This is a genomic window from Pseudomonas moraviensis (assembly GCF_900105805.1).
Taxonomy (GTDB): Bacteria; Pseudomonadota; Gammaproteobacteria; order Pseudomonadales; family Pseudomonadaceae; genus Aquipseudomonas; species Aquipseudomonas moraviensis_A.
Genome location: NZ_LT629788.1, coordinates 6080648 through 6092441 on the forward strand (window position 1 = coordinate 6080648; position 11794 = coordinate 6092441).

Annotated in this window: 8 protein-coding genes and 2 pseudogenes; 9 read left to right on the top strand and 1 reads right to left on the bottom strand. The window is 60.1% G+C overall.

Translation table 11 applies throughout. The annotated features are described in order from the left end of the window. The first annotated feature begins 240 nt into the window (after positions 1 to 240). The 6 genes from dsbC to BLU71_RS27155 all read left to right on the top strand — a co-directional run bounded on the left by dsbC (position 241) and on the right by BLU71_RS27155 (position 6388). The gene (gene dsbC / locus BLU71_RS27130; RefSeq protein ID WP_042606918.1) at positions 241 to 972 is read left to right on the top strand and encodes a bifunctional protein-disulfide isomerase/oxidoreductase DsbC; all 732 of its coding nucleotides are present in this window, start codon (positions 241 to 243) and stop codon (positions 970 to 972) included. 131 nt (positions 973 to 1103) lie between these two features. Next, positions 1104 to 2408 carry a homoserine dehydrogenase gene (locus BLU71_RS27135; protein WP_024011722.1) on the top strand — a complete coding sequence of 435 codons (1305 nt, stop codon included), beginning with the start codon at positions 1104 to 1106 and terminating at the stop codon, positions 2406 to 2408. 106 nt (positions 2409 to 2514) lie between these two features. Continuing rightward, positions 2515 to 3924 carry a threonine synthase gene (gene thrC / locus BLU71_RS27140; RefSeq protein WP_083354283.1) on the top strand — a complete coding sequence of 470 codons (1410 nt, stop codon included), beginning with the start codon at positions 2515 to 2517 and terminating at the stop codon, positions 3922 to 3924. Positions 3925 to 4044: 120 nt separating this feature from the next. Next, a complete protein-coding gene (locus BLU71_RS27145; protein WP_064364380.1) occupies positions 4045 to 5418 on the top strand; it encodes a transporter substrate-binding domain-containing protein in 1374 nt (457 codons plus the stop codon). A 117-nt stretch (positions 5419 to 5535) separates the two neighbouring features. Continuing rightward, positions 5536 to 5943, top strand: coding sequence for a response regulator (locus BLU71_RS27150; protein WP_042606921.1), 408 nt, complete (start codon positions 5536 to 5538; stop codon positions 5941 to 5943). Between the two features lie 163 nt (positions 5944 to 6106). Beyond that, positions 6107 to 6388, top strand: coding sequence for a DUF3509 domain-containing protein (locus BLU71_RS27155; protein ID WP_016771530.1), 282 nt, complete (start codon positions 6107 to 6109; stop codon positions 6386 to 6388). 222 nt (positions 6389 to 6610) lie between these two features. Here the strand turns inward: BLU71_RS27155 and BLU71_RS27160 are convergent, their stop codons facing one another. Next, positions 6611 to 7810: a CaiB/BaiF CoA transferase family protein gene (locus tag BLU71_RS27160; RefSeq protein ID WP_065615861.1), complete on the bottom strand. Its 1200-nt coding sequence runs from the start codon at positions 7808 to 7810 to the stop codon at positions 6611 to 6613. Positions 7811 to 7956: 146 nt separating this feature from the next. Here BLU71_RS27160 and BLU71_RS27165 point away from each other — a divergent pair. The 3 genes and pseudogenes from BLU71_RS27165 (at position 7957) to BLU71_RS27175 (ending at position 11607) form a co-directional block, all read left to right on the top strand. Further along, positions 7957 to 8498, top strand: a pseudogene (locus BLU71_RS27165) (YaeQ family protein). Positions 8499 to 8552: 54 nt separating this feature from the next. Continuing rightward, a pseudogene (recJ, locus tag BLU71_RS27170) lies at positions 8553 to 10258 on the top strand (single-stranded-DNA-specific exonuclease RecJ). Between the two features lie 266 nt (positions 10259 to 10524). After that, positions 10525 to 11607: an NADH:flavin oxidoreductase/NADH oxidase gene (locus BLU71_RS27175; protein ID WP_083354284.1), complete on the top strand. Its 1083-nt coding sequence runs from the start codon at positions 10525 to 10527 to the stop codon at positions 11605 to 11607. The last annotated feature ends 187 nt before the right edge of the window (positions 11608 to 11794 follow it).

Consider the following 11794-nt stretch of genomic DNA (forward strand, 5'->3'; position numbering starts at 1 on the left):
AGTGAGCCTGCTCGCGATAGCGGTCTGTTAGTCAAAGCCGTGTCGGCAGGACTACCGCTATCGCGAGCAGGCTCACTCCTACAAGGATTCTGCGGTGACGTTCAAATGTGTGGCGACAGGCGCATTCGGCCCTCGCGGCCTTATGTGTTAGGCTTTCCCGGTTTGCACGATGGACGGTTATGACCCGGTGTTTCGCACGGGCGTTCTGATCGTTTCATTGGCCCGCCCTCAGGAGTACTCATGCGTCTGACCCAGATTTTCGCCGCCGCCGCTATTGCGCTGGTGAGCACCTTTGCCGTCGCCGACGACGCGGCCGACAAAGCCATTCGTCAAAGCCTGGAAAAACTCGAACTCGAGGTTCCGGTCGAAAGCATCAATGCCAGCCCGTTGCCCGGCATGTACGAAGTCAAACTCAAAGGCAGCCGCGTGCTCTACGCGAGCGCCGATGGCCAGTACATCGTGCAGGGCAACCTGTACCAGTTGGAGAACGGCAAACCGGTCAACCTGACCGAGAAGACCGAACGCCTGGGCATTTCCAAACTGATCAATGCCATTCCGGTCGCCGAAACCGTGGTGTACCCGGCGGTGGGCGAGACCAAATCGCACATCACCGTGTTCACCGACACCACCTGCCCGTATTGCCACAAACTGCACGCCGAAGTGCCCGAGCTGAACAAGCGCGGCATCGAAGTGCGCTACGTGGCGTTCCCGCGCCAGGGCCTGAATTCGCCGGGCGACGAACAGCTGCAAGCGGTGTGGTGTTCGAAAGACAAGAAAGCTGCCATGGACAAAATGGTCGATGGCAAGGAAATCAAGGCCGCCAAGTGCGATAACCCGGTTTCCAGGCAGTTCGCCCTCGGTCAGTCGATCGGCGTGAACGGCACACCGGCCATCGTTTTGGCTGACGGCCAGGTCATTCCGGGCTACCAGCCTGCGCCACAAGTCGCCAAACTGGCGCTGGGCGCGAAGTAATTCGCATCGTCACGGGCAGCCGTTGACGATCGTGGTCCGGCAGCAACAACGCCGGGCCATCAACAGAGAACCGCGAGCACGCGGTTGTTTTCCGGCCGACCCTGCGTCGGCCGTTTCATGGGGAGTTCACAGTGAATCCGGTCAAAGTAGGCATCTGTGGGTTAGGGACCGTCGGTGGCGGTACCTTCAACGTACTTCAGCGCAACGCCGAGGAAATTGCTCGTCGTGCCGGGCGTGGAATCGAAGTGGCACAAATTGCCACGCGCACGCCAAAGCCTCAGTTCCAGACGACCGGTATTGCGATTACCAACGATGTCTTCGAAGTGGCCACGAACCCTGAGATCGACATCGTCATAGAGCTGATGGGCGGCTACACCGTTGCCCGCGAGCTGGTACTCAAGGCCATCGAGAATGGCAAGCATGTGGTCACCGCGAACAAGGCACTGATTGCCGTTCACGGTAATGAAATTTTCGCCAAGGCCCGCGAGAAAGGCGTGATCGTGGCGTTCGAGGCCGCGGTGGCCGGTGGCATTCCGGTGATCAAGGCGATCCGCGAAGGCCTGTCCGCCAACCGTATCAACTGGGTCGCCGGGATCATCAATGGCACCGGCAACTTCATCCTCACCGAAATGCGCGAGAAGGGCCGTACGTTCGAAGACGTGCTGGCCGAAGCGCAGGCGCTGGGTTATGCCGAAGCCGACCCGACCTTCGATGTCGAAGGCATCGATGCCGCGCACAAGCTGACCATTCTGGCGTCGATTGCGTTCGGTATTCCGCTGCAATTCGACAAGGCATACACCGAAGGCATCACCAAACTGACCACCGCCGACGTCAACTATGCCGAAGCGCTGGGCTATCGCATCAAGCACCTCGGTGTGGCGCGCAGCACTGACGCCGGCATCGAGTTGCGCGTACACCCGACGCTGATCCCGGCCGATCGCCTGATCGCCAACGTCAACGGGGTGATGAACGCAGTGATGGTCAACGGTGACGCCGCCGGTTCGACGCTGTTCTATGGTGCCGGCGCTGGCATGGAGCCAACCGCTTCGTCGGTGATCGCCGATCTGGTCGACGTGGTTCGCGCGATGACTTCCGACCCGGAAAACCGCGTGCCGCACCTGGCCTTCCAGCCGGACTCGCTGTCGGCACATCCGATCCTGCCGATCGAAGCCTGCGAAAGCGCTTACTACCTGCGCATTCACGCCAAGGACCACCCGGGCGTACTGGCTCAGGTGGCGAGCATCCTGTCGGAGCGCGGCATCAATATCGAATCGATCATGCAGAAGGAAGTCGAAGAGCATGACGGCCTGGTGCCGATGATCCTGCTGACCCACCGCGTGGTCGAGCAACGTATCAACGATGCGATTACTGCGCTGGAAGCACTGGCTGGCGTCGACGGCCCGGTTGTACGGATCCGCGTCGAACACTTGAACTAAAAGCAGCGGCAGGCTTCGGGCGGCAAGCGGCAAGAGAGAAGCAGTCTGGCTTTTACTTGCAGCTTGCAGCTTGCAGCTTGCAGCTCAAACCGAAGGTTTGAAAAAAATGCGATATATCAGTACTCGCGGCCAGGCCCCGGCCCTGAATTTCGAAGAGGTCCTGCTGGCCGGTCTGGCGACCGATGGCGGTCTGTACGTCCCGGAAAACCTGCCACGTTTCACTCAGGAAGAGATCGCCTCCTGGGCCGGCCTGCCCTATCACGAACTGGCCTTCCGGGTGATGCGCCCGTTCGTTACCGGCAGTATCCCGGATGCCGATTTCAAGAAGATCCTCGAAGAAACCTACGGTGTGTTCGCCCACAGTGCCGTTGCGCCACTGCGTCAGTTGAACGGCAACGAGTGGGTGCTGGAGCTGTTCCACGGTCCGACCCTGGCGTTCAAGGACTTCGCCCTGCAACTGCTGGGGCGTCTGCTCGATTACGTGCTGGAAAAGCGCGGCGAGCGCGTGGTGATCGTCGGTGCCACTTCCGGTGACACCGGTTCGGCGGCCATCGAAGGCTGTAAGCACTGCGAGAACGTCGACATCTTCATCCTGCACCCGCACCAGCGCGTATCTGAGGTGCAGCGTCGGCAGATGACGACGATCTTCGGCGAGAACATCCACAACATCGCCATCGAAGGCAACTTCGATGACTGCCAGGAAATGGTCAAGAACAGCTTCGCCGACCAGAGCTTCCTCAAAGGCACGCGTCTGGTGGCGGTGAACTCGATCAACTGGGCGCGGATCATGGCCCAGATCGTTTACTACTTCCATGCGGCCCTGCAGTTGGGCGGTCCGGCGCGTTCGGTGTCGTTCTCGGTACCCACCGGCAACTTCGGCGACATCTTCGCCGGTTACCTGGCACGCAACATGGGCCTGCCGATCAACCAGTTGATCGTCGCAACCAACCGCAACGACATCCTGCACCGCTTCATGAGCGGCAACCAGTACGTCAAGGAAACGCTGCACGCGACCTTGTCGCCGTCGATGGACATCATGGTTTCGTCCAACTTTGAACGCCTGCTGTTCGACCTGCATGGTCGCAACGGTGCGGCAATCGCCGGCCTGATGGGCTCGTTCAAAAAGGACGGCAGTTTCAGCGTCGAACAAGAGCGCTGGACCGAAGCGCGCAAACTGTTCGATTCGCTGGCGGTGGATGACGCCCAGACCTGTGAAACCATCGCCGAAGTCTACGAGCAGACCGGTGAAGTCCTCGATCCGCACACCGCCATCGGCGTCAAAGCCGCGCGCGAGTGCCGTCGCAGTCTGGACATCCCGATGGTGATTCTGGGCACTGCCCATCCGGTCAAGTTTCCCGAGGCAGTGGAGAAAGCGGGTGTAGGAAAAGCGCTCGAACTACCTGCACATCTTTCTGATTTGTTTGAGCGAAACGAGCGCTGCACGGTTCTGCCGAACGACCTGAAAGCCGTGCAAGCCTTTGTCAGCCAGCATGGCAACCGCGGCAAGCCACTCTAAGCCTGAAAAAGCTGTCACATTTTGAAGCCCGTCTCCTGACGGGCTTTTTTGTTTCTGCTGCCACACTGCTCGGGTTTTCACCCACGAAGGACGGGTGAGTCGATCACGAAGGAAATGGCAATGCTGTTTTACAGAGGTTTGAAACCGGCACTGGGCTGGTTGTTTTTGTCGGCGGTGCTGGGGTGGATGCACAGCGCCATGGCAGCGCAAATGGTACTTGATCAGGCGAATGCGCCCGTCAATGTGCAGCCTGTCGAACTGGACGCACGCGAACGTCAATGGATTCGCGAAAACCCGAAGGTGACAGTGGCATCAGTGCAATACCCGCTGTATCTGTTTCAGGACGAGCACGGGCAGTGGAACGGTCTGAACAACGATGTGCTCAAGCGTGTCACCGCGATGACCGGGCTGCAATTCGAGCACCAGGAATCCTTTTCCACCGACCACATGCTCGAACGCCTGCAAAGCGGGGTTGCGGACATCAGTACGACCCTGGCCATGAGCGATGATCGCAAGCTGTTCCTTGATTTCAGCCACGCTTTCGGTGGTGCGGGCTGGGTTTTTGTCGGCCATGCGGATGCGCCAGTGGTGGACTCTTTCGAGCAACTGGCGAAGCGCGTGTTGGTGCTACCTGCCCGGCACGCACTGGAAGATGTGATTCGGCGTGATTTCCCTTCGATTGAAATACGCTCAGTGAAAACCTACGCCGAAGCCCGGGCGCTGGTTGAAAGTGGTGAAGCCTACGCCACGATCGAAAACGAAATCGGCGCGCAGCTCTATCCGCTGGGCATGCTCAAAGTCGGTGGCTTGGTGGAGGGCAAGTGGGAAGCCGATCACCTGGCTGTACGAAAAGGCATGCCCGAGCTGCTGAGTATTCTCAACAAGGCACTGGAAGCTTTCCCGGCCGCTGAGTTGCGAGCGATCCGGCTTAAGTGGCTCGAAGGCATTTCACCGGCGCCCGTGCCATCGATCTGGCAGCAGTTGGTTGAATGGGGATGCTGGGCGATGGGGGTGATCGGTGTTTTCGGGATACTGTCGCTGGTGTGGAACAGGCGTCTGGCGGCGGTGATCAAGTTGCGCTGTGAGGCGGAGAAGGAGTTGGGTGATCAGTTGGCGTTTCAACATGCCCTGATCGATTCCATGCCGGATCCGGTGTTCGTGCGCGATCTCCAGGGGCGTCTGATCATCTGCAACCGCAGTTATGAAGAGGCGCTGTCGGTGCGCCTGGACCAGATGCAGGGGCGGTTGTTGATCGAGGTCGATGCGTTTCCCGAAACGACCGCGCGGATGCTGCACGATGAGTTCATCGCGCAGTTGCAGACTCGCAAGTCGCGCTTCAGCAAGCGCGAGCTGCTATTCAATGGCGGCCCACGTGAGGTCTATCAGTGGACGGTGCCGTTTTACAGCGGTGACGGCAAATTGCGCGGCTTGTTGGGTGGCTGGACCGACATCACTCAACGCCGGACTGAGAGCGGCTGCCGATGTCTGCATTGAAGAAGGGAAATGTCCTGCAAGACGCGACTACTTTTCTGATGGGAGGCTTAAGACGCCTAGCCTAGAGTGGACGACAACTGCGGTGAGAGTCCGCGATGATCGCTCCAGAGGTCGCCCATGCGCTCGCTTAAAGTCCTGATTCTTGAACCCAATCCGTTCCAGCTGATGGCATTGCATCAAATGCTCAATGCCATCGGCATCTACGACGTCCTGACCGCGCCCTCGTTAGCGTCAGCCTTGTGTTCCCTAGGGCACCGCGGTGCGGTCGATATCGCCATTTGCGATCCGCAACTCAAGGGTGGGGATGGCCTGGCCCTGATCCACCATCTGGCCGCGCACCATGAGGCACGGGCGCTGATTCTGCTGGGCTCGGTCGCGCAGAGCCTGTTGACTGACCTGGAACCGGTGCTTCGCCAGCAACGCCTGCGCCTGCTGGGGCGTCTGCAAACGCCGGTCTCGGCAGTGTTGATGAGGGGCCTGCTGGACAGTTATCTGATCTCGCCGCCGGAACTCATCGAGGCCTGAAGGGGACGGTTATTTTTCTGTCATCTTCGCCGTGCATGCTCTGTCAGACGCAGCCCCCACGAGATTGGGGCGTGAGAGGCAGAACTTTCTTCTCGGGCCGGTGGTCATTTAATGTGAACACGCCCCAAGCACTGTGTTTTCGGACTATTGAGTGGAGATCGAGATGGAAAGTATCAGTCTATTGCTCGGTGAGGCTCTGAGCCCGTATCAGGTGACGCTGACCCCTCGCGGCAGCCATGGTGAATGTCTGGTGACGCTGAAGAACAGCAGCGGCGCCATTGTGGTGGAACGCGAATTCAATCAGGCCCAGTTGAGCGACAAGCGCTTGCTGACAGATGTGGTGGACGGCCTGCACCGCGACGTGATGATCGCCGAAGGACGGCTGGAACCCTGCGTCATCGCGGCGTTGCGCAATGCGGCACTGGACAAGCGTCCGGCCCTGTAAAGATGAAATATTTTTTGTGGGAACCTTCCTGCATCCCTGTCAGTCAGACCCCATAACAGCAGGATCAAGCATTGTGCTCCGGTGCTTGTCGCTTGCTGCTACGGGTCTCGAAGCAGACCACGTTTAACCCCGAGTCGTCTCCCCACTTCTCGGGGTTTCTTTTTGCCTGGCGTTTGCTCACTGCGCATTGGGTTGCTCGAAAACCAGAATGCTCAGCGGTGCTTAAATGGCTCCGTCTTCACGCAACCTGGCGATCTGCGCCGCGTCGTAGCCCAGTTCGCCAAGCACCTGCGCGGTGTGTTCGCCAAGCTGTGGTCCGACCCACTCCGACGAACCCGGCGTTTCGGAGAGTTTCGGCACGATGCCGGGCATCTTGAAATCCTTGCCGTCCGGCAGCTTGGCATGCAGGAACATTTCCCGTGCCAGATATTGCGGGTCGTTGAACATGTCTTCGGCGCTGAAGATCCGGCTGGCCGGGACGTCGGCCTGGTTGAGCAGGTCAAGTACGCTTTGCAGGGGCAACGAATTGACCCAGCGATCAATCACGCCATACAACTCGTCGCGACGACTGTCGCGGCCGTCATTGCTGGCCAGTGCCGGGTCGTTCGCCAGGTCGTCGCGCCCGATGACCTGCATGAACCGTTTGAAGATTGCATCGCCATTGGCGCCGATCTGCACATGCTTGCCGTCGGCGCTGGTGTGGATCGAAGAGGGCGTGATGCCCGGCATGATGTTGCCACTGCGTTCGCGGATGAAACCGAAGACGTCGAACTCCGGCACCATGCTTTCCATCATCGCGAAAATCGCCTCATACAGGGCGACGTCGACCACTTGGCCAAGTCCGCCCTTGACCTCACGATGACGCAAAGCCATCAACGCACCAATCACGCCCCACAGCGCGGCAATCGAATCGCCGATGGAAATCCCGGTGCGCACCGGCGGCCGATCCTCGAAACCGGTGATGTACCGCAGGCCGCCCATGGATTCGCCAACCGCGCCGAAGCCTGGCTGATCCTTCATCGGCCCGGTCTGGCCAAAACCGGACAGGCGCACCATCACCAGTTTCGGGTTCAGCGCATGCAAGGTTTCCCAGCTCAGGCCGAGTTTTTCCAGCACGCCGGGGCGGAAGTTTTCGATGAGGATGTCGGCTTCGCCAAGCAGCTGTTTCAGGATCGCCAAGCCGTCGGGGTGTTTCAGATTGAGGGTCAGCGACTTCTTGTTGCGCGCCTGGACGAACCACCACAGGGAGGTGCCTTCGTACAACTTGCGCCATTTGCGCAGGGGATCACCGCCGTCCGGCGATTCGATCTTGATCACTTCGGCGCCGAACTCGCCGCAGATGCGCGAGGCAAAAGGCCCGGCGATCAGCGTACCCAATTCAATGACTTTCAGACCCGAGAGCGGTTTGCTGGTGAACGGCATGCGAAATCCTGTAGGACAAGGCTGAGCGGATAGAGGGTTTTAACATAGCCGGCTGTCCGACGCCGCAGCTTGAGTGCCATCAATTCGATGATTGCCTGTGGCATCGGTTAGACTTGCCGACTTTCCTCGTATCAAGAAGCCCGTTCATGGCCCAGCCGTCCACAACCTACAAATTCGAACTGAACCTCACCGACCTCGACCGCAGCGTCTACGAGAGCGTCAAGCAGACCATCGCCCGTCATCCTTCGGAGACCGAAGAACGCATGACTGTGCGGCTGCTGGCCTACGCGCTCTGGTATAACGAGCAGCTGTCGTTCGGCCGTGGTCTGTCAGACGTGGATGAACCGGCCTTGTGGGAAAAAAGCCTGGACGACCGCGTCCTGCACTGGATCGAAGTCGGCCAGCCGGATGCCGACCGCCTGACCTGGTGCTCGCGCCGTACCGAACGCACCAGCCTGTTGGCCTACGGCAGCCTGCGCGTGTGGGAGACCAAGGTGATCCCGGCGATCAAGAATCTGAAAAACGTCAACATCGCTGCCGTCCCGCAGGAAGTGCTGGAAACCCTGGCCAAGGACATGCCGCGCGTCATCAAGTGGGACGTGATGATCAGCGAAGGCACGATCTTCGTCACCGACGATCCGGTCAGCACGAAGTCCAGTTGCAATGGCTGCAAGGTGAGCGCGGCTAAAGTCGCGACACCGCCGATATTTCCCACGAATCAAAGAGAAGCCTCCGTCACCCCATGCGTATCGAACCTCGCCAACTGCCTGCCACACTGCCTTTTCTCGGTGATCTGCCGCCACTGCTGACCCGGCTTTACGCGGCGCGGGGCGTGCAGTCGGAGGCGGAGCTGGACAAAAGTCTGGCGCGCTTGATCCCGTTTCAGCAGCTCAAAGGCATTGATGCGGCGGTAGACCTGCTGGTGACGGCACTGGAGCAACGCCAGCGCATTCTGATCGTCGGCGACTTCGACGCGGACGGCGCCACCGCCAGCACCGTCGGTGTGCTCGGTTTGCGCCTGTTGGGCGCGGCGCATGTCGATTATCTGGTGCCGAACCGTTTCGAATACGGCTATGGCCTGACTCCGGAAATCGTCGAAGTTGCGTTGACCCGCGAACCGCAATTGTTGATCACCGTCGACAACGGCATTTCCAGTGTCGAAGGCGTCGCGGCGGCCAGGCGCGCCGGGCTGAAAGTGCTGATCACCGACCACCACTTGCCCGGCGATGAACTGCCGCAGGCCGACGCGTTGGTCAATCCGAACCAGCCAGGCTGCGAGTTTCCGAGCAAGGCACTGGCCGGCGTCGGGGTGATTTTCTATGTATTGATGGCCTTGCGCGCGCGCCTGCGCAGCCTCGGCTGGTACGAGAGCAAACCGCAACCGAACATTGGCGAGCTGCTGGATCTGGTGGCGCTGGGCAGCGTCGCGGACGTGGTGCCGCTGGATGCCAACAACCGTATCCTCGTGCATCAAGGTCTGGAGCGGATTCGCGCCGGGCGGGCGCGGCCGGGGATCAAGGCGATCCTCGAAGTCGCCAAGCGCGAGGCGGCGCGGATCACTTCCACCGATCTTGGCTTTATCGTCGGCCCGCGCCTCAACGCCGCAGGACGTCTGGACGACATGAGCCTGGGCATCGAATGCCTGCTCACCGGCGACGCCAATCTGGCCCGGGAAATGGCTGCACAACTGGACGGCATGAACCAGGATCGCAAATCCATCGAGCAGGGCATGCAGCGTGAAGCCCTGGCGCAGCTCAAGGATCTGCCGGTCGAATCGATGCCGTTTGGTCTGTGCCTGTTCGATCCGGAGTGGCACCAGGGTGTGATCGGCATTCTCGCTTCGCGCATGAAAGAGCGCTATTTCCGCCCGACCATTGCCTTCGCCGATGCTGGTGATGGGTTGCTCAAGGGCTCCGGGCGTTCGGTGCAGGCTTCCATATACGTGATGCGCTGAGCGTGGTCGCGGCGCAGCATCCAAACCTGATCGCCAAATATGGTGGTCACGCGATGGCCGCTGGTCTGACCTTGCCGCAGGAGAATTTTCCGCTGTTCGCCGAGGCATTCGACGCCGAAGTGCGTAGGCAACTTCGCGAGGAAGACCTCACCGGGCGCATGTTGTCGGACGGCACGCTGGCCGTCGAAGAGTTCCACCTCGAACTGGCCCGCGCCTTGCGCCACGCCGGGCCGTGGGGTCAGCATTTTCCCGACCGCTGTTCACGGCGTGTTTCAGCTGGTCGAGCAGCGCGTGGTTGGCGAACGGCATTTGAAAGTGGTGCTGAAAAGCGAATGCGGCTCGGTGAAACTCGATGGCATCGCGTTTGGGATCGATCGGGATATCTGGCCGAACCCGACGATTCAATGGGTCGAGTTGGCCTACAAACTGACGTTAACGAGTTTCGTGGCAACGAGACTGTGCAGTTGATGATTGCTCACATCGAACCGCGTTAAGCCATTCGCGAGCAGGCTCGCTCCCACAGGTACGGTGCAGTTTTGTGGGAGCGAGCCTGCTCGCGAAAGTGTCCTTTCACACACTGAATTACTCTGAACCCTCCGTCATTCCCGGTTGTCGACTAGGCTCTAAGCACTGCTTGATTGGCCTTGTGACGTCTTGTCGAATTTTTTGCCCGCGGGGCGGGTGCTGCACCCTTTTTCTGTCACTCGTCGACTTTTCAAACAGAACCCTGGAGCCTGCCCACTGATTCGAGAGGTGCCCCATGAGTCTGCTGCTTGAACCCTTTACCCTTCGCCAACTGACCCTGCCCAACCGCATTGCCGTGTCGCCGATGTGCCAGTACTCCAGCGTCGACGGCCTGGCCAACGACTGGCATCTGGTGCACTTGGGCAGCCGCGCGGTGGGCGGTGCCGGGCTGGTTTTCACCGAAGCCACGGCGGTCACTGCCGACGGGCGCATTACCGCCGAAGACCTCGGCCTGTGGAATGACGAACAGATCGCTCCGCTGCAACGCATCACCCGCTTCATCACCGCCCAGGGCGCGGTCGCCGGTATTCAACTGGCCCATGCCGGGCGCAAGGCCAGCACTCACCGGCCGTGGATCGGCAAGCATGGCAGCGTCAAACCCGAAGATGGCGGCTGGACCCCGGTCGGGCCATCGCCGATTGCTTTCGATCCGCAGCATACGCAGCCGAAACAGCTGGATGAAGGGCAGATCGCTGAAGTGATCCAGGCCTTCGTCGACGCGGCCAAACGCGCGCTGACGGCCGGTTTCAGCGTGGTTGAGGTACATGCCGCGCATGGCTATCTGCTGCATCAGTTTCTGTCGCCGCTGAGCAATCAACGCCGCGATCAGTACGGTGGTTCGTTCGAGAATCGCATCCGTCTGGTGCTGCAGGTCACAGAAGCGGTGAGGGCGGTGTGGCCTGAAGAACTGCCGGTATTCGTCCGCGTTTCGGCGACCGATTGGGTTGAAGATGGCTGGAATCCGGATGAGACCGTGGAGCTGGCGCGGCGTCTGCACACCCTTGGCGGATCTGATCGACGTGTCGTCGGGCGGGACTGCGGCCAACGCGGAGATTCCGGTCGGGCCGGGTTATCAGACACGCTTCGCCGAGCGTGTACGCAAGGAGTCAGGCATTGCCACTGCACTGTCGGAATGATTACCGAGCCTGCGCAGGCTGAGCACATTCTGCGCACCTGCCAGGCCGATATCATTTTCCTCGCCGCGAGCTGCTGCGTGATCCGTACTGGCCGCTACACGCCGATGATGATCTGGGCGGCGCAAGGCGGTGTGGCCGGCGCAATACCAACGCGCGACCCATCGCGATCAGCCGATTCATGAGTCTGATTTGCGTGATTGATTGAAGGCTGGAAAGCAAAAGCCCCGAGCCGGTGGTGGTCGGGGCTTTTCTATTCGGCACAAGTTTGCGTTGTCAGGCGGACCTCTTCGCGAGCAGGCTCGCTCCCACAATAGGAATGCGGACCCCTGTGGGAGCGAGCCTGCTCGCGAATGACGCCAGAACAGCCGC